Origin of the sequence: Micromonospora sp. NBRC 110038 (assembly GCF_020884815.1) — a bacterium.
Lineage (GTDB): Bacteria > Actinomycetota > Actinomycetes > Mycobacteriales > Micromonosporaceae > Micromonospora > Micromonospora haikouensis.
Map to the genome: position 1 here is coordinate 258,223 of NZ_BBOL01000003.1, position 17,205 is coordinate 275,427.

General features: G+C 74.8%; 13 protein-coding genes. 7 read left to right on the forward strand and 6 right to left on the reverse strand.

Annotated features, from left to right (window positions below; all coding sequences use genetic code 11):
* Positions 1-87: 87 nt before the first annotated feature.
* Complete coding sequence (locus LPU61_RS12835) at positions 88-771, forward strand: transcriptional regulator (protein ID WP_229405026.1); 684 nt, start codon at positions 88-90, stop codon at positions 769-771.
* Positions 772-893: 122 nt separating this feature from the next.
* On the opposite strand, the gene LPU61_RS12840 is transcribed toward LPU61_RS12835, so the two are convergent.
* Complete coding sequence (locus tag LPU61_RS12840; protein WP_043967435.1) at positions 894-2,072, reverse strand: PLP-dependent aspartate aminotransferase family protein; 1,179 nt, start codon at positions 2,070-2,072, stop codon at positions 894-896.
* A 102-nt stretch (positions 2,073-2,174) separates the two neighbouring features.
* Between LPU61_RS12840 and LPU61_RS12845 the strand changes: the two genes are divergently transcribed.
* The 3 genes from LPU61_RS12845 (at position 2,175) to LPU61_RS12855 (ending at position 5,403) form a co-directional block, all read left to right on the forward strand.
* Complete coding sequence (locus tag LPU61_RS12845) at positions 2,175-2,654, forward strand: Lrp/AsnC family transcriptional regulator (RefSeq protein WP_043967433.1); 480 nt, start codon at positions 2,175-2,177, stop codon at positions 2,652-2,654.
* A 171-nt stretch (positions 2,655-2,825) separates the two neighbouring features.
* Positions 2,826-4,421: an MFS transporter gene (locus LPU61_RS12850; protein ID WP_043967431.1), complete on the forward strand. Its 1,596-nt coding sequence runs from the start codon at positions 2,826-2,828 to the stop codon at positions 4,419-4,421.
* Positions 4,393-5,403 (forward strand): LLM class flavin-dependent oxidoreductase, encoded by a 1,011-nt coding sequence (locus tag LPU61_RS12855; protein ID WP_043967429.1) that lies wholly within the window; start codon positions 4,393-4,395, stop codon positions 5,401-5,403. Before LPU61_RS12850 ends, LPU61_RS12855 begins: the two co-directional genes overlap by 29 nt.
* Positions 5,404-5,626: 223 nt before the next feature.
* Here LPU61_RS12855 and LPU61_RS12860 read toward each other — a convergent pair whose 3' ends face one another.
* Positions 5,627-7,909, reverse strand: coding sequence for a cellulose binding domain-containing protein (locus LPU61_RS12860; RefSeq protein ID WP_305071916.1), 2,283 nt, complete (start codon positions 7,907-7,909; stop codon positions 5,627-5,629).
* Between the two features lie 224 nt (positions 7,910-8,133).
* Here LPU61_RS12860 and LPU61_RS12870 point away from each other — a divergent pair, with 224 nt between their 5' ends.
* Positions 8,134-9,555: a pyridoxal-dependent decarboxylase gene (locus tag LPU61_RS12870; protein WP_229405027.1), complete on the forward strand. Its 1,422-nt coding sequence runs from the start codon at positions 8,134-8,136 to the stop codon at positions 9,553-9,555.
* A 188-nt stretch (positions 9,556-9,743) separates the two neighbouring features.
* On the opposite strand, the gene LPU61_RS12875 is transcribed toward LPU61_RS12870, so the two are convergent.
* Both LPU61_RS12875 and LPU61_RS12880 read right to left on the reverse strand, forming a co-directional pair.
* Positions 9,744-10,664 carry a sulfite exporter TauE/SafE family protein gene (locus LPU61_RS12875; protein WP_043967426.1) on the reverse strand — a complete coding sequence of 307 codons (921 nt, stop codon included), beginning with the start codon at positions 10,662-10,664 and terminating at the stop codon, positions 9,744-9,746.
* A gap of 120 nt (positions 10,665-10,784) precedes the next feature.
* A complete protein-coding gene (locus tag LPU61_RS12880; RefSeq protein WP_043967425.1) occupies positions 10,785-11,255 on the reverse strand; it encodes an Rrf2 family transcriptional regulator in 471 nt (156 codons plus the stop codon).
* Between the two features lie 222 nt (positions 11,256-11,477).
* On the opposite strand from LPU61_RS12880, the gene LPU61_RS12885 reads away from it, so the two are divergent.
* Positions 11,478-12,779 carry a serine/threonine-protein kinase gene (locus tag LPU61_RS12885; protein ID WP_063838623.1) on the forward strand — a complete coding sequence of 434 codons (1,302 nt, stop codon included), beginning with the start codon at positions 11,478-11,480 and terminating at the stop codon, positions 12,777-12,779.
* On the forward strand, positions 12,776-14,563 hold the full coding sequence (locus tag LPU61_RS12890) for a substrate-binding domain-containing protein (protein ID WP_043967424.1): 1,788 nt from the start codon (positions 12,776-12,778) through the stop codon (positions 14,561-14,563). Before LPU61_RS12885 ends, LPU61_RS12890 begins: the two co-directional genes overlap by 4 nt.
* A gap of 40 nt (positions 14,564-14,603) precedes the next feature.
* On the opposite strand, the gene LPU61_RS12895 is transcribed toward LPU61_RS12890, so the two are convergent.
* Positions 14,604-15,488 (reverse strand): acyl-CoA thioesterase II, encoded by an 885-nt coding sequence (locus LPU61_RS12895; RefSeq protein WP_043967423.1) that lies wholly within the window; start codon positions 15,486-15,488, stop codon positions 14,604-14,606.
* A complete protein-coding gene (pyk, locus tag LPU61_RS12900; protein WP_229405028.1) occupies positions 15,485-16,933 on the reverse strand; it encodes a pyruvate kinase in 1,449 nt (482 codons plus the stop codon). Before pyk ends, LPU61_RS12895 begins: the two co-directional genes overlap by 4 nt.
* Positions 16,934-17,205 lie beyond the last annotated feature (272 nt).

Genomic DNA, 17,205 nt, shown 5'->3' on the forward strand with positions numbered 1-17,205 from the left:
CAGGCGTTCGACCATGGTTCAATGCATCCACCCCAGGTGCGGGCTCGGGCCCGTGAGCTTCGCGCGAACGGCCACAACATTCGATCGGTGGCCCGGGCTCTCTCGTTGCCCTACAACACCGTGTGGCACTGGTGCGTCGACCGCCCCGAGCGGGCCGTCGTCGGCACGGCGAAGCGTTGCTTCCGCTGCTCACCCGAGGTCGGCTATCCGACAGACTCCAGGGCCTACCCCTATCTGCTCGGCCTTTACCTGGGCGACGGCCACCTCGTCACGTCCGGAAAGGCACCGGTCCTCCGCATCGCCTGCACCGCCGCCTACCCCCGCCTGATCGACTCGTGCGAGCAGGCGATGCTCGCCGTGCTCGCCGCGAAGGTGCAGCGAATCCCCAAACGCGGGTGCGTCTCGGTGGAGAGCAGCGGCGTGCACTGGCCCTGTCTGCTACCGCAGCACGGGCCGGGCAAGAAACACGAGCGGCCGATCGTCCTGGCCGGCTGGCAACGCGAGATCGTCGCCGCCCGCCCCGGCGACTTCGCGCGCGGCCTGTTCCACTCCGACGGCTGCCGGGTGGCCAACCGGGTGACCGTGCGCGGCAGGGGCTACGTCTACCCGCGCTACCTGTTCAGCAACGAGTCGGCCGACATCATGGGGCTCTGCCAGTGGGCGCTGGGCCTGCTCGGCGTCGCCTGGCGGATGAACCGCCCCAACTCGCTGTCGGTGGCCCGCCGCGACGCGGTCGCGGTGCTGGACCGGCACGTCGGCCCGAAGTCCTGACGGGGCGGGACGACGGTCGGGCCGCCGGGGCGGGACGACGGGGCCGGTCCACGGCCGGCCGGGGCGGGCGTGCGGGGACGGGCGGCCGGGGCGGGCGTGCGGGCGAGGGCGGCGGGCGACGGTCAGCCGAGCGCGGCGAGCGCCTGTTCCAGGTCTGCCCGCAGGTCCTCCGGGTCCTCTAGGCCGACGGAGAGGCGCAGCAGCCCGCCGGCGGGTCGGGCGTCGCCGGTGACGGGCCGGTGGGTGAGCGAGGCGGGGTGCTGAACGAGGGTGTCGACGCCGCCGAGGGAGACGGCGTGGGTGATCAGCCGGCAGGCGGCGGCGACGGTGGCGGCGGCGGGCGCGCCGCCGCGTACCTCGAAGGCGAGCAGGCTGCCGGTGCCGGTCATCTGCCGGCCGACGAGCCCGGCGGGGTCGTCGAGGCCGGGGTGGTGCACGCGGTCGACGGCGGGGTGGCGGGCGAGCCAGGCGGCGAGTTTCTCGGCCCCGGCGGACTGGGCGCGGACGCGCAGGGGCAGGGTCTGCAGGCCGCGGTGCAGCAGGTACGCGCCGAGGGGGTGCAGGATCGCGCCGGTGAGGGCGCGGACCTGGCGCAGCCGGACGGCCCAGTCCTCGTCGCAGGCGACGACGCCGGCGAGGACGTCGCCGTGGCCGCCGATGCTCTTGGTGGCGCTGTGCAGGACGAGGGCGGCGCCGTGCCGGGCGGGTCGCTGGAGCACGGGGGTGGCGACGGTGTTGTCGACGAGCAGCGGGGTGCCGCCGGCTGCGGCGGCGAGGGCGGCGATGTCGACGAGGTCGAGGGTGGGGTTGGCGGGGGTCTCGACGACGACGAGGGCGGTGTCGGGGCGGATCGCGGCGGCGACCTGGTCGGGGCGGGCCCAGGTGACGTCGGTGCCGAGCAGGCCGGTGGCGAGGACGTGGTCGGTGCCGCCGTAGAGGGGGCGGACCGCGACGACGTGGCGGTTGCCGTCGCCGGTGGCGGCGAGCAGGGTGGCGGTGAGGGCGGCCATGCCGCTGGCGAAGGCGACGGCGGCGGGGGTGTCTTCGAGTTCGGCGAGGGCGGTTTCGAAGCGGGCGACGGTGGGGTTCCAGAGCCGCTGGTAGACGGCGCTGCCGCCGGGCGGGAGGGTGCCGCCGGTGGCGAGGGTTTCGTAGGCTTCGCCGCCGTCGGTGACCGACGGCAGGGGGTTGGTGGTGGACAGGTCGATGGGTGGGGCGTGGACGCCGAGGGCGGTGAGGTCGGCGCGGCCGGCGTGCACGGCGGCGGTGTCGACGGATCTGGTGTCCACGGTGCTGCTCATGGCGGGAAGCGTCGAACATCGCAGTGATGTCGGGCAAGAGAACCGCAGAAGATTCTGCGAGTGAGGCTTCAGTTACGCGGAGATTCGGAGCAGGATGGGTGGATGCCCCTTGCACCGAATGATGTGCGGCCCTTCGCCGCCCTGGACGACGTCGACCGCGCGATCCTGACCGAGCTGGCGGCGGACGGCCGGCTGCCGAACAACGCCCTCGCCGAGCGGGTGGGGGTGGCGGCGTCGACCTGCCTGACGCGCACGAGGGCGTTGCGGGAGTGCGGGGCGATCCGGGGGTTCCACGCGGAGGTGGATCCGGCGGCGGTGGGCCTGCCGTTGCAGGCGCTGGTGTCGGTGCGGTTGACGGCGCACGAGCGGGCGGCGGTGGACGCGTTCCGGGCCCGCTCGGTGCGGCTGCCGGGGGTGGTGTCGGTGTTCCACGTGGCGGGCGCGGAGGACTACGTGCTGCACGTGCGGGCCGCGTCCGGGGACGCGTTGCGGGACTTCGTGCTCGATCATCTGGCGGTGGATCCGGCGGTGCAGCACACCCAGACGAGCCTGATCTTCGAGCAGGTGCGCGGCACGGGCTGAGGACGGGACCGGCCGGGGCGGGCCGGCGAACCGGCGCGGCAACAGTCGGGCACGTCGATGCGGCAACAGGCCGGCGGGCCGGTGACGCCACCGGGCCAGCCGCGTTGTACGGGGTGAGGCGCACCGGCCCACCGGCCGTCGCGCGGGGCCGGGAGAGACGCGGGTGTCGGCATGCGCAGATGGTTTCCCCTGACGGCGGTCTGCCTGGGCACGTTCATGCTGCTGGTCGACGTGACGGTGGTGACGGTCGCGCTGCCGGACATGGTGCGGGACCTGGACGCGTCGTTCGGTGCGGTGCAGTGGGTGGTCGACGCGTACGCGCTGGCCCTCGCCGCGCTGGTGCTCGGGGCGGGGGCGGTGGCCGACCGGGTGGGGCACCGGGTGACGTACCTGGCGGGGGTGGTGGTGTTCGCGCTGTCGTCGCTGGCGTGCGGGCTCGCGCCCGGCGCGCAGGGGCTGGTCGCGGCGCGGGCGGCGCAGGGCCTCGGCGCGGCGGCCATGTTCGCCACGACGTTCGCGCTGTTGGACGGGGCGTACGCGGGCCGGGACCGGGGTGCCGCGTACGGGGTGTGGGGGGCGGTGTCGGGGGCGTCGGCGGCGGTGGGGCCGGTGCTGGGCGGGCTGCTCACCGAGGGCGTGTCGTGGCACTGGATCTTCTTCGTGAACCTGCCGGTCAGCGCGGTGGCGCTCGGGCTGGGGGCGCGGACGCTCCCGGCGGGCCGTCCGGCGGTGGGTGGGCGGGTGGACGTCGGCGGGGTGGTGGTGTTCGCCGTGGCGGCGGGCTGCGCGACGTACGCGCTGATCCGCGCGGCCGAGGCGGGCTGGTCGGATGCCGTGGTGTGGGCGGCGGCGGGCGCGGCGGCGGTGCTGCTGGCGGGGTTCGCCGTGGTGGAGTGGCGGGTCCGGCAGCCGATGTTCGACCTGGCGTTGCTGCGGGACCGGGCGTTCGTGGCGGTGCTGCTGGCGGGGCTGCTGTTGACGTTCGCGGCGTTCGCGCCGTTGGCGTACTCGATGATCTGGTTGCAGTCGGTGCTGGGGCTGGGGCCGGTCGGCGCGGGCCTGACCGGGCTGCCGATGTCGGTGGTGGCGTTCGTGGTGTCGGCGGTGTCGGGGCGGGCGCTGCACGGCCGGCGTCCGGGCCTGGTGATCGGTGGCGGGCTGTTGTGCGTGGGGGTGGGCAGCGCGGTGACGGCGGTGCTGGTGCGCGGGGCTGCGGGCTGGCCGGCGCTGGTGCCGGGCGGGGCGGTGATCGGCGTGGGGGTGGGGCTGGCGACGCCGGCGCTGGGCGCGGTGGCGATGTCGCTGGTGCCGGCGGCGCGGGGCGGGATGGCGGCCGGCGCGGTGAACACCTGCCGGCAGCTCGGGTTCGCCTTCGGCATCGCCGCGCTGGGCAGCGTCTTCGCGGCGGGGGCGCGGGGCGTCCTGCAGGCGCGGGGGGTCGCCGACGCGGCGGGAGTCGCGCACGCCGTCGCCGGCGGGCGCGTGTCGGGCCTGCTGGGGGCGGTGCCGCCGGAGGGGCGGGAGCTGCTGGCGGGGGCGACGCGGGCGGCGGCGGTGGGCGGGGTGCGGGCGAGCTTCGCGGTGGCGGCCGGGGTGGGGATCGGCGCGGGCCTGCTCGTGCTCGGGCTGCTGCGGGCCGGGGCGGGTGGGCGGGTTCCGGGCGCCGGGGCGGGCGGGGACCTACCGGGCGACGGGGGTGGCGGGAACAAACCGGGTGACGCCGGGGTTGGTTCCTCGCGTGATCGACGTACCCCTGTCAGTCCTTGACGTTGCCCCGGTCGCGGCCGGCTCCACGGCCGGCGAGGCCCTGCGGCACACCACCGACCTGGCCCGGCGGGCCGAGGAGCTGGGCTACCGGCGGTTCTGGGTGGCCGAGCACCACAACATGCCGGCGATCGCGAGTTCCGCGCCGGCGGTGCTGATCGCGCACCTGGCCGCGCACACGAGCACGATCCGGCTGGGCTCGGGCGGGGTGATGCTGCCCAACCACGCGCCGCTGGTGGTGGCCGAGCAGTTCGGCACGCTGGAGGCGCTGCACCCGGGGCGGATCGACCTGGGCATCGGCCGGGCGCCGGGGACCGACCAGGTGACGGCGCTGGCGTTGCGCCGGACGATGGAGGGGCTGTCGGCCGAGGGGTTCCCCCGGGAGCTGGCCGACCTGATGGGCTACTTCACCGGCGAGCACGCGGGGCCGATCGTGGCGACGCCGGGGCGGGGCGAGCAGCCGCAGGTGTGGCTGCTGGGTTCCAGCGGGTTCAGCGCGCAGCTCGCGGGGCTGCTGGGGTTGCCGTTCTCGTTCGCGCACCACTTCAGCGCGCAGCACACGCTGCCGGCGTTGGCGTTGTATCGGCAGCATTTCCGGCCGTCGCGGTGGCTGTCGGAGCCGTACGCGATGGTGGCGGTGAACGCGATCTGCGCGGAGACCGACGAGCGGGCGCAGTGGCTGGCGGGGCCGTCGGCGCTGGCGTTCCTGAAGCTGCGCTCGGGGCGGCCGCAGCCGCTGGCGTCGCCGGAGGAGGCGGCGGCGTACCCGTACACGGCGGCGGAGCGGGAGTTCGTCGTGCAGCGGCGGGAGGGGCAGGCGATGGGCTCGCCGGAGACGGTGGGCCGGCAGTTGACGGAGTTGCTGGCGCGGACCGGCGCGGACGAGTTGATGCTGACGTCGATGGTGTACGACGGGGCGGACCGGGTGCGCTCGTTCGAACTGGTCGCCGAGAAGGTGGCGGGCGGGTTGCGCCGGCAGGGGTGAACCCGGTGGACCGGCGGGGGTGAACCCGGTTGGAAACGCCCGAAACACGATCTTCATACCGGCGTCACCGGTGCGTTGCGGTCGCCGCGTAACTTTGGTTCCGGTGGTGGTACGGCACTCCCCGGTCGGGACGGGTCGGGGGTGCTGCGGTGTGGTGCACCGGGCCGGAGCTGTGCGGATTCCGCGGCTGCGGCCCGGTGCCTGCCACCTTACCTAGGCGCGGTCAGCGCAGGTAGATGTTGGGCGTGGGCGGGGTACCCATGCCGTCTCCGATGAAGAAGCCCGGGTGCGGCGGCTGGTTGTAGGCCGTGTTCTGCCAGGCGATCGCGGCGCGGTACTGCGGGTCGTGCATGAGGGTGTAGATGCGCGTGCTGGTCTGGGTCGGGGTGCTGTAGATGCGCAGGGCGCGGCTGTCGCCGGTGCGCCAGATCACCTCTTCCCGCCAGTCGCCGAGGATGTCGCCGGAGAGCGCCGGGGTGGACTTGGTGCCGTTGTTGGAGGCGACGTCGCTGCCGGTGAGCAGCCGGGTGTCGCCGGAGGTGCCGTACTTGTCGATCTTCGTGCCGTCGAGGAGCTCGCGCACCGGGTCGGCGTCCCACCAGGCGAGGAAGTTCGCCGAGGACGGCTTGCGGCCGACGTTCTGGCCCCTGGTGTTGGCCAGGTAGCTCACCGCCGACGACCAGGATTCGGCGCCGGGGCTGCCGGCCCAGATGTCGCCGGAGACGCCGCGGCCGTTGTCGCCGGAGGCGGGGGTGGACCAGATGACCTGGCCGGTGCGGGTGTCGGCGAAGTAGGAGCTGGGCTTGCTGCCGTCCTCGTCGACCTTGAAGACCTCCAGGCCGGAGCGGCTCGGGTCGAGGTCGCCGACGTGCAGGGCGTCGCCGTGGCCGTTGTTGGTGGAGTGCAGCAGGCGGCCGTTGTCGTCGATGGTGGCGGCCCCGTAGACGATCTCCTGCCGGCCGTCGGCGTCGACGTCGGCGACGGACAGGTTGTGGTTGCCCTGCCCGGCGGCGGCGGAGTTGCCGGAGGCGTTGGAGTCGAACGTCCACCGCTTGGTGAGGGCGCCGTTGCGGAAGTCCCAGGCGGCGATGACGGCGCGGGTGTAGTAGCCCCGGGCCATGATCAGCGAGGGGCGCTGGCCGTCGAGGTACGCGGTCGCGGCGAGGAACCGGTCGACGCGGTTGCCGTAACTGTCGCCCCAGGAGGAGACGGTGCCGCGCGGCGGGTCGTAGTTGACGGTGGACACCGCGGCGCCGGTGCGGCCGTCGAACATGGTGAGGAACTCGGGGCCGGACAGGACGTAGCCGCTGGAGTTGCGGTAGTCGGCCGACGACGAGCCGATGACCTGGCCGGTGCCGGAGCGGGTGCCGTCGGCGGTCTTCATGGCCACCTCGGCGTCGCCGTCGCCGTCGTAGTCGTACACCTGGAACTGGGTGTAGTGGGCGCCGGCGCGGATGTTGCGGCCGAGGTCGACGCGCCACAGCCGGGTGCCGGTGAGGGTGTACGCGTCGACGTAGACGTTGCCGGTGTAGCCGGACTGCGAGTTGTCCTTGCTGTTGGACGGGTCCCACTTGAGGACGATCTCGTAGTCGCCGTCGCCGTCGAGGTCGCCGACGCTGGCGTCGTTGGCCGAGTAGGTGTACGCCTCCCCGGTGGGGGTGGTGCCGCCCGGCGGGACCTGCAACGGCACGTCGAGGTAGCCGTTGGCGAACTGGAGCGCCGGCGCGGACGCCGCCTGCTCGGTGCCGCCGACGACGGCCCGCACGGTGTACGCGGAGCCGGCCGCCGCCCCGGCGTCGAGGTAGTTGGTGGCGCCGGTGATCGGGCTGGCGTTGACCTTGGTGGAGCCGCGGTAGAGGTTGAACGACACCCCGGAGGTCTCGGTGCCCAGCAGCCGCCAGGAGACGAGGTTGCCGCTGCCGGAACGGACGCTGATCAGCCCCCGGTCGAGGTTCTCCATCTGCTTGGCCCCGGCGGGCGGGTCCGTGGGCGGCGGGGTGGTCGGCGGCGGGGTGGTGGGTGGCGGCGTCGTCGGGGGCGGGGTCGTCGGCGGGGCGCTCGTCGGGGGCGCGGTGGTGGGGGTGGTGCCGCCGGTGCAGGTCGTGCCGTTGAGGGCGAAGCTCGCCGGTACGGGGTTGCTGCTGTCGTTCCAGGAGGCGTTGAAGCCGAAGTTCGCGGTGCCGTTGGTGCCGAGCGCGGCGTTGTAGCCGGCGTCGCGGGCGGTGACCTGGGCGCCGGACTGGGTGACGGTGGCGTTCCACGCCTGGGTGACCTGCTGGCCGGCGGTGTAGGACCAGGTGAGGGCCCAGCCGTTGATCGGGTCGCCGAGGTTGGTGACGGTGACGTCGGCGCCGAAGCCGCCGCCCCACTGGCTGCTGATCTTGTAGTCGACGCGGCAGCCGGCGGCGGCCGCCGAGGCGGCCACGGTGCCGAGGGCGCCGGCGGCGAGGGTGGTGGCCGCGACGGCGGCGGCCAGGAGGGTGCGGCGGGATGCGGTCAGGTGCACGGGGATGCCTCCGGGGGAGGTCGGGCGGGCGCGGCGACGCGTCGGCCCCGGTGGCCTGCCCTTGGCCGCCGGGTTGCGTCCGCCGCGCTGGCGGCGGTGATCGGACATCGCATCGACGTCCATGGTTCGGCTCCGCGCCCCTGGGATGCTAGGACACCGCTTTCCCCGCCGCAACAACGTCCCGGTCCCTTGCGTCCACCCGGCTGAGTTGGTCGACTCGTCGGATGGCTGAGCACATGGACCCCGAGGAGTTCCGCCGCGCCGGGCACGCGATCGTCGACTGGATCGCGGACTACTGGGCGACGCTCGGGCAGCGCCCGGTGACCTCGCAGGACCCGCCCGGCACGGTGGCCGCCGCACTGCCGGCCGGGCCGACCGCGCACGGCGAGCCGGTCGCCGCGCTGCTGGCCGACCTGGACGCGCTGGTCACGCCCCGGTTGACCCACTGGCAGCACCCGGGCTTCTTCGGCTACTTCCCCGCCAACACCTCCGGCCCCAGCGTCCTGGGCGACCTGGTCAGCTCGGGGCTCGGGGTGCAGGGCATGCTCTGGGCCTCCGCGCCGGCCTGCACCGAGCTGGAGACGGTGATGCTGGACTGGCTGGCGGGGCTGCTCGGCCTGCCCGAGCAGTTCCGCTCCACCGGTCCCGGCGGCGGGGTGATCCAGGACTCGGCGTCGTCGGCGACGCTGGTGGCCACCCTCGCCGCGCTGCACCGGGCCAGCGGGGGCCGCTGGCGACAGGTGGGCGTCGACCGCCGCTACCGGGCGTACACCTCCACCGAGGGGCACTCGTCGATCGAGAAGGCGGCCCGCATCGCCGGGCTGGGCGGCGACGGGGTGCGGGTGGTCGCCGCCGACCCGCAGACCCTCGCCATGGACCCCGACGCGCTGCGGGCGGCGATCCGGGCCGACCTCGCGGCCGGCGACGTGCCGGCGATCGTGGTGGCCACGATCGGCACCACCTCCACCACCGCCGTCGACCCCGTGCCGCAGATCGGCGCGGTCTGCGCGGAGTACGGCGTCTGGCTGCACGTCGACGCCGCGTACGCGGGCGCGGCGGCGGTCTGCCCGGAGCTGCGCTGGTCGCACGCCGGCCTGGAGTACGCCGACTCGTACTGCTTCGACCCGCACAAGTGGCTGCTCACCGGCTTCGACTGCGACGCGTTCTGGGTGGCCGACTCGGCGGAGCTGGTGGAGGCGTTGACGGTGCTGCCGGAGTTCCTGCGCAACGCGGCGAGCGACTCCGGGGCGGTCGTCGACTACCGCGACTGGCAGGTGCCGCTGGGCCGGCGGTTCCGCGCCCTGAAGCTGTGGTTCGTGCTGCGCTGGTACGGGGTGGAGGGGCTACGGGCGCACGTCCGCTCGCACGTGGCGCTCGCCGACCGGTTCGCCGCCCGGGTCCGCGCCGACGACCGGTTCGTCCTCGCCGCGCCGCACCCGTTCTCGCTGGTCTGCTTCCGCCTCGCCGCCGGCGACGAGGCGAGCGCCGGGCTGCTGGAGCGGGTCAACGCCACCGGCCGGGTGTTCCTCACCCACACCCGGGTCGCCGGCCGGTTCACCCTGCGCCTGGCGATCGGCTCGCCGCTGACCACGCAGGCCCACGTGGACGACGCCTGGGAGCTGATCAGCGAGGCCGCCGGCCGCTGACCCCCCTGCCCCGGCCCACGCCCGCCCGGCTCACGCCAGGCGCGGCTCACGCCAGGCGCGGCTCACGCAAGGCGCGGCTCACGCAAGGCGCGGCGATGTCGGCGACATGGGGGCATCCGATGGGCCGGACAGCGCCATGTCGCCGACATCGCGTCGATCAACCGGCCGCGCGCCGGCACGGCGTACGGTCAGCCGGCGACCTGGGCCGTGGCGGGCTGGTCGGCGAGGGCCGCCTCGACCGTGGCGCGGGCGCGGCGGGTGCGGCGCAGCGCGCGGACGGCCAGCACGACGGCGGCGACCCAGCCGGCGGCCAGCAACGCGTAGACCGTCCACTGGGCGCCGCCGGGCAGCCCGCCGGCGCGCACCAGGGTGCGGGCGTTGGTGAGCACGATGACGCCGCCGATGACGGCGCCGAGCAGCTGGGCGGGGACGATGCGGACCAGCCAGGCGGCGATCGGTGCGGCGATGAGGCCGCCGATGAGCAGCGCGGCGACGGTCGGCAGCAGGAAGCCCTCGGTGCCGAGGCCGATCAGGAAGCCGGCGCTGGCCGCGCCCGCGACGACGAACTCGGAGGTGTCGACCGAGCCGATGACCTTGCGGGGTTCCATCCGGCCGGAGACCAGCAGCGCCGGGGTGGCGACCGGGCCCCACCCGCCGCCGCCGGTGGCGTCGACGAAGCCGGCGACCAGGCCGAGCGGGCCGAGGAAGCGGGCGCGCAGCGGCCCGGCGGCGCGGCTGGCGCGCAGCGGCCGGGAGAAGCGCACCAGCAGGTACGCGCCGAGGGTGAACAGGATCGCGGCCATCCAGGGCGCCGCGGCCTCGGTGGAGATCGAGCTGAGGAAGGTGGCGCCGGCGAACGCGCCCACCGCGCCGGGCAGCGCGATGCGGGCGACCACCCGCCAGTCGACGTTGCCGAACCGCCAGTGGGCCACCCCGGCGGCGAGCGTGGTGCCGATCTCGGCGAGGTGCACCGACGCCGACGCGGCGGCCGGGGCGACCCCGGCCACCAGCAGCAGGGTCGACGAGGTCAGCCCGTAGGCCATGCCGAGCGAGCCGTCGACCAGTTGCGCGACGAGCCCGACGAGGGCGAGGACCAACAGCTTGCGCACGAGCGCCCCCTGACTTTTCGGCATCTCCTATCGACTTGGTCGACAATGCGGCACGAGACGGCCTCGGGTCAAGTCCCTATCGGTTAAATGTCGGGACGCTTGCGGCGGGTGGGGTTGCGGTCAGCTCCAGGCGCCCGGGTCGGCGGCCAGTTCGCTGACCCGCTCGGGCAGGGTGCCGTTGGCCACGTCGGCGACGGTGACCAGTTCGAGGATCTCCCGCTCGCTGGCCCGCAGGGCGATCCACACGTCCTGCAACGCGCGGGCGGCCCCCCGGTAGCCGAGCTGCTCCGGGCGCTGCCCGCGCACGTGCGCCAGCGGCCCGTCGATCACCCGGATCACCTCGGCGAGCGAGATCTCGGCGGCGGGCCGGGCCAGCCAGTAGCCGCCCTCGGGGCCACGCTGGGCGTGCACGATGCCGCCCCGGCGCAGCTGCAACAGGATGCTCTCCAGGAACTTGGGCGGGATCTCCTGGGACTTGGCGATCTGCTCGGCGGTCACCGGGCGGGACCGCGCGGCTCCCGCACCGTCGGCGACCGCCGCCAGCTCGGCAGCCGCGCGGAGGGCGTAGTCGACCCGGGCGGAGAGACGCATGCCGGTCAGGTTAGTCGCCCGCCCGACCGGCCGGGCTGCCGGCCCTCAGCCGAACGGGGGAACCGGGCCCGCCGGGGCCGTCCCACGGGCCGGGCCGCCCACCGACCGGCCGGGCTCGACGCTGGCGCGGGCGTGGCACCATACCGGTGTCGACGGATCGACGCCGACCGCCCAGGCACCACGCGGTCGGAACCGCCAGGGGCGATGGGGGCAGCCACAGCGATGCCGGAGACGACTCCGCTCGGCCCACGGGACCCGGACCGGGCCGGCCCCTACGAGCTGCTCGGCCGGCTCGGCTCGGGCGGCCAGGGAGTGGTCTACCTGGGCCGCGACCGGCAGGGCCGGCTGGTCGCCGTCAAGATGCTCGCCCTCTCCGCGCCACCCGACCCGCGCGCCAGGGCCCGGTTCGCCAAGGAGATCGACGCCGCCCGCCGGGTCGCGCCGTTCTGCACCGCGCAGATCCTCTTCGCCGACGTCGACGACGACCCGCCGTACGTGGTGAGCGAGTACATCGAGGGCCCGACCCTGCACCGGTACGTCCACGAGCGGGGCCCGGTCGCCGACAACGTGCTGCACCGGCTGGCCGTGGGCACCGCCACCGCGCTCACCGCGATCCACCAGGCCGGCGTGGTGCACTGCGACCTCAAGCCGGACAACGTGGTCCTCGGCGCGGACGGCCCCCGGGTGATCGACTTCGGCATCGCCCGGGCGCTCGACGTCACCGGCACGGTGACCGGCGGGGTCATGGGCACCGCCGCGTACATGGCGCCGGAGCGGTTCCGCGACGACGAGGTGGGCCCCGCCAGCGACGTGTTCGCCTGGGCGGCCACCATCGCGTACGCCGCCACGGGCCACCCGCCGTTCGGCACCGGGGCGGTCGCGGCGGTGATGCACCGGGTGCTGCACGACCCGCCGGACCTGACCGGCTTCTCCGGCCCGCTGGCGGAGCTGGTCGAACGGTGCCTGGACAAGGACCACCGGGCCCGGCCGCCGGCCGACCAGGTCCTGCTGCGGCTGCTGGGGCACGGCCCGCGCGGCGGCGCGCCGGTGCCGATCCGGGCGGCCCTGCAACAGGGCACCGACGCGGCGGCCACCCAGCCGGTCCCCCGCCAGCCGGCGGCGCACACCCCGACGGACTGGCAGCCACCACCCCCGACGGCCTGGCAACCACCGCCCCCGACGGCGTGGCAGCCGGTCCAGCCGCCGGGTGGGCCCGCGGCGACGTACCCGCCGGTGGCGCACGGGGCGCGGCCCGAGCGCTGGCCGCGGCGGCTGCGCCGGGAGGCCACCGACGCGTGGGGCGTCTCGACGGCGATCTTCCTCGGCGCGGTCGGCGCCGCCGTGGGGTACGTCGCGTCCACCGCCGTGGGCACCGCCGCCGGCGTCGGGGCGGTCACGTTCGTCGTGGTCTACGGCGTGCGCCTGCTGCTCGCCACGGCGCTGCCGCCGGCCGCCCCGCCCCGGGAGGGCACCGGCGCGACGCCGATGTCCCCGCCCGACCCGCACCCCTGGAGGAGCCGATGACCGCCGGCCAGCGTTCCGCCCGGCCGTGGCTGCCGTACACCGTGGCCGTCGTCGCCGGGCTCGCGGTCATCGCCGCGGCGTACGTGATCGTGCGGCCCACCCCCGGCCCGGACCGCTCCGGGTGCGTGGCGCTGGAGGTGAACTCCTCGACGGAGAAGGCCGACCTGGTCGCCCAGCTCGCCGCCCGGTACAACGCCGCCGACCGGCGCTTCGGCGGGCGCTGCGCCGAGGTGACCGTGCACGGGCTCAACTCGGGCAAGGCGATGGAGGCCCTGGCGGCGGGGAACTGGTCCGGCCGGCAGCCGGGCGTCCCGGCCCCGCAGGTGTGGCTGCCAACGTCGTCGCTGTGGACGGGCCGGCTGCGGCTGCTCGACGAGCAGGCGGGCCGGGCGGCGCAGACCCCCGGCCGGTACCCGTCGATCGCCAACAGCCCGCTGGTCATCGCGATGCCCCTGGAGAAGGGCGAGCTGGTGCGCCAGCGCGGCAGGCTCGGCTGGGCGGACGTCCTCGGGCTCTCCGGCGACGCCGGCTGGGCGGCCTTCGGGCGGCCCGAGTGGGGCCGGTTCACCTTCGGCAAGGACAACCCGAACCTGTCCACGTCGGGGCTGGCGGCCACCATCGCCACCTACTACGCGGCGGTGCGGCGGTCCAGCGACCTGACGAAGGCCGACCTGGCGAAGCCCGCGGTGACCCAGTTCGTGCGCCGGATCGAGGCGAACGTCTCGCACTACAGCGACGACTCGGTGGACCTGCTGCGCGACCTCGCCGAGGCGGACCTGGGCGGGGCGGCTGCGGGCGGGGCCGGCGACGCGCGGGCCCGGGACATGAGCGCGGTCGTGGTCCAGGAGGAGCTGGTCTACCAGTACAACGAGGGGCAGCTCAGCCCCACCCCGGGGCAGAAGCCGCGGGTGCCGCTGGTGGCGGTGCACCCCAGCGAGGGCACGTTCAACCTCGACCACCCGTACGTCGTGCTGCCCTCGGCCGATGCGGCGCAGCAGGCGGCGGCCCAGGACTTCCTGGCCTTCCTCCAAGCCGGCCCGCAGCAGCGCAGCTTCGCCGACCTCGGCTTCCGCGACCACGAGCGGCGGGCGTCGGACGCGCTGGTCGCCGCCGTCCGGGGCGGCGCGGACGGGCAGCTGACCTACTTCGACCCGCCGGCGCCCGAGGTGGTCGACGCGATCCTGCGCGGCTGGGGCACGCTGCGCAAGAAGGCGAACATCCTGCTCGCCGTGGACACCTCCGGCTCGATGAACGCCAAGGTGGGCAGCCGCACCCGGTTCCAGGTGGCCACCACCGCCGTCGACCGGGGCGTCGGCCTGCTCAACTCCGCCGACCGGGTGGCGCTGTGGTCGTTCTCGTCGGAGACGCCGCAGCGGCCGGGGAAGCCGTACAGCGAGGAGGTCCGGCTGGGCCCGTACGACCGGGCCGCGTTCGCGCGCCGGCTCACCGGGCTGCGGGTGGGCGGCAACACCGCGTTGTACGCGACGGTCCGCGCCGCGCACCGCCGGCTGCTCGCCGACTACGACCCCGACCGGATCAACGCGGTGGTGGTGCTCACCGACGGCAAGAACGAGTATCCGAAGGACAACGACCTCGACCGGCTGCTCGCCGACATCGAGCTGGACCCGGACCGGCCGGTGAAGGTCTTCTGCGTGGCGTTCGACCGGGAGTCGGACCTGGCCGCGCTGGACCGGATCGCCGGGGCCAGCGCCGGCAAGGCGTTCGACGCCACCGACCCGGCGACGATCGACGAGGCGTTCGTGAAGCTCGTCAGCAGCTTCTGACCGGTGGCCGGGGGCCTCCCCGGTCAGCCGCCGGCTCTGCTCAGCCGCCGACGCGGCGCAGCAGGCCCTCCTGCACGGCGCTGGCGATGTGCCGGCCGTCGGTGGTGAACATCCGGCCGGTGGCCAGCCCTCGGGCGCCGGAGGCCGACGGGCTCCAGCAGTCGTAGAGGAACCACTCGTCGGCCCGGAACGGCCGGTGGAACCACAGGGCGTGGTCGAGGCTCGCGCCGACCACGCCGCCGGGGCCCCAGACCTCGCCGTGCACCGACAGCACCGAGTCCAGCAGGGTCAGGTCGGAGGCGTACGTCAGGGCGCAGGCGTGCAGCAGCGGGTCGTCGGGGAGCTTGCCGTCGATGCGCATCCACACCCGCTGGTGGGGGTCGGCGGGGCGGTCGCCGGGGCGGACCCAGCCGGGCTCGCCGACATAGCGCACGTCGATGGGGCGGGGGATCTGCCCCCAGATGCCGAGCCGCTCGGGGTAGCGGGCGAGGCGGTCGCTCATGGTGGGCACGTCGTCGGGGGCCGGCACGTCGGGCGGGGTGGGGGCGTGGTGGTCGAGCCCTTCCTCCTCGTGCCGCTGGAACGACGCCGACATGAAGAAGATCGGCTTGTCGTGCTGGAGCGCCACCGACCGGCGCACGGAGAACGACCGGCCGTCGCGGACGTTCTCCACCTGGTATGCGATCGGCTCGGCCGGGTCGCCGGGGCGGACGAAGTAGCCGTGCAGGGAGTGGACGAACCGTTCGGGGGCGACCGTGCGGCCGGCGGCGACCAGGGCCTGACCGGCGACCTGACCCCCGTACACCCGTTGCGGGCCGACCGGGGGGCTCATCCCCCGGAAGGCCATCGCGCCGGTGTGTTCGAGGTCGAGGACCTCCAGCAGCTGGTCGACGGCCGCCTGGCCGACGGTCGCCCCGTCGGTCACTGCAACGCCCGCGCGGAGGCCGCGTCGACCAGCGAGCCGAGCTGGTGCACGCGCAGGGTGTTGGTGGAGCCGGGGGTGCCCGGCGGGCTGCCGGCGACGATGACCACGTAGTCGCCGGGGTTGGCCCGGTCGAGGCCGAGCAGCGCCTGGTCGACCTGGCGGAACATGTCGTCGGTGTGCTCGACGAACGGCATCAGGAACGTCTCGACGCCCCAGCAGAGGGCGAGCTGGCTGCGCACCTCGGGCACCGGGGTGAACGCCCACAGCGGGAGGTCGCAGTGCAGCCGGCTGAGCCGCTTGACGGTGTCGCCGGTCTGCGAGAAGGCGACGAGGGCCTTCGCGCCGATGGCCCGGGCGATCGAGGACGCCGCGACGGTGAGCGCCCCGCCGTGGGTGCGCGGGTCGTGCTGGAGCCGGGGCACCCCGATCGAGCCGGCCTCGGTCGTCGTGATGATCTTGGCCATGGTGCTGACCGTGAGCACCGGGTACTTGCCGACGCTGGTCTCGCCCGAGAGCATCACCGCGTCCGCGCCGTCGAGCACCGCGTTGGCCACGTCGGACGCCTCGGCGCGGGTCGGCCGCGAATTCTCGATCATGGAGTCGAGCATCTGGGTGGCCACGATGACCGGCTTGGCGTTCTCCCGGCACAGCTGCACGGCGCGCTTCTGCACCAGGGGGACCTGGTCCAGCGGCAGCTCGACGCCGAGGTCGCCGCGGGCGACCATGACGCCGTCGAAGGCCAGGACGATCGCCTCCAGGTGGTCGACCGCCTCCGGCTTCTCGACCTTGGCCAGCACCGGGCGGCGGACGCCCTCCTCGTCCATGATGTTGTGGACGAGCTTGATGTCCTCTGCCGAGCGGACGAAGGACAACGCGATCATGTCGACGCCCAGGCCGAGGGCGAAGCGCAGGTCCTCGGCGTCCTTGTCCGACAGGGCCGGGACGCTGACCGCCACGTTCGGCAGCGAGACGCCCTTGTTGTTGGAGACCGGGCCACCCTCGGTGACCAGGCAGCGGATGTCGTTGCCGACGACCTCGCTGACCTCGACGGCCACCCGACCGTCGTCGATGAGCAGCCGGTCGCCGGCCTTCACCTCCTGCGGCAGCTTGCGGTAGGTGCAGGAGACCCGCTCCTTCGTGCCGAGGATGTCGTCCCCGGTGATCACGACCGAGTCGCCGGTGCGCCACTCGTACGGGCCGTCGGCGAACCGGCCGAGCCGGATCTTCGGGCCCTGGAGGTCGGCGAGCACGGCCACCGGCCGGCCGGCGGCGTCGGCGGCCTCGCGGACGAGTCGGTAGACCGCCTCGTGGTCCGCGTGGCTGCCGTGGCTGAAGTTGAGTCTCGCCACGTTCATGCCCGCTTCGACGAGCCCCCGGATGCGCTCCGGTGACGAGGTGGCGGGACCAAGGGTGCAGACGATCTTCGCGCGGCGTGTCACGCCCATCAGGCTAGTCTCTCCTCCGGGTCGGTCTGCGGGCCGACCCCTTTCGGACTGCGGAACAGTTTCCGACGACGCGTCACGCCCGCGCGGGTGGCGAGCGGAACCGCACCGGAATCATCGTCCGGAGTCGTCGTGTGTCGGCGGGCATCGGCGACCGCGCGCCGGGAATCCTACCGCCCGGTGTCACCTCCCATGGGCACGCTCCCCGCCGCCGTGGCCGACGCTAGCAGCGCGCGGCAGGTGACCGCCGTCACGATCGCGACAGCGCCGGTCCC

Excerpts from the sequence above, each read along its gene's own strand:
- LPU61_RS12840 (WP_043967435.1), bottom strand. The coding sequence starts at position 2,072 with ATGAGCAGCACCGTGGACACCAGATCCGTCGACACCGCCGCCGTGCAC.
- LPU61_RS12845 (WP_043967433.1), top strand. The coding sequence starts at position 2,175 with ATGCCCCTTGCACCGAATGATGTGCGGCCCTTCGCCGCCCTGGACGAC.
- LPU61_RS12850 (WP_043967431.1), top strand. The coding sequence starts at position 2,826 with ATGCGCAGATGGTTTCCCCTGACGGCGGTCTGCCTGGGCACGTTCATG.
- LPU61_RS12870 (WP_229405027.1), top strand. The coding sequence starts at position 8,134 with ATGGCTGAGCACATGGACCCCGAGGAGTTCCGCCGCGCCGGGCACGCG.
- LPU61_RS12880 (WP_043967425.1), bottom strand. The coding sequence starts at position 11,255 with ATGCGTCTCTCCGCCCGGGTCGACTACGCCCTCCGCGCGGCTGCCGAG.
- LPU61_RS12885 (WP_063838623.1), top strand. The coding sequence starts at position 11,478 with ATGCCGGAGACGACTCCGCTCGGCCCACGGGACCCGGACCGGGCCGGC.
- LPU61_RS12890 (WP_043967424.1), top strand. The coding sequence starts at position 12,776 with ATGACCGCCGGCCAGCGTTCCGCCCGGCCGTGGCTGCCGTACACCGTG.
- pyk (WP_229405028.1), bottom strand. The coding sequence starts at position 16,933 with ATGGGCGTGACACGCCGCGCGAAGATCGTCTGCACCCTTGGTCCCGCC.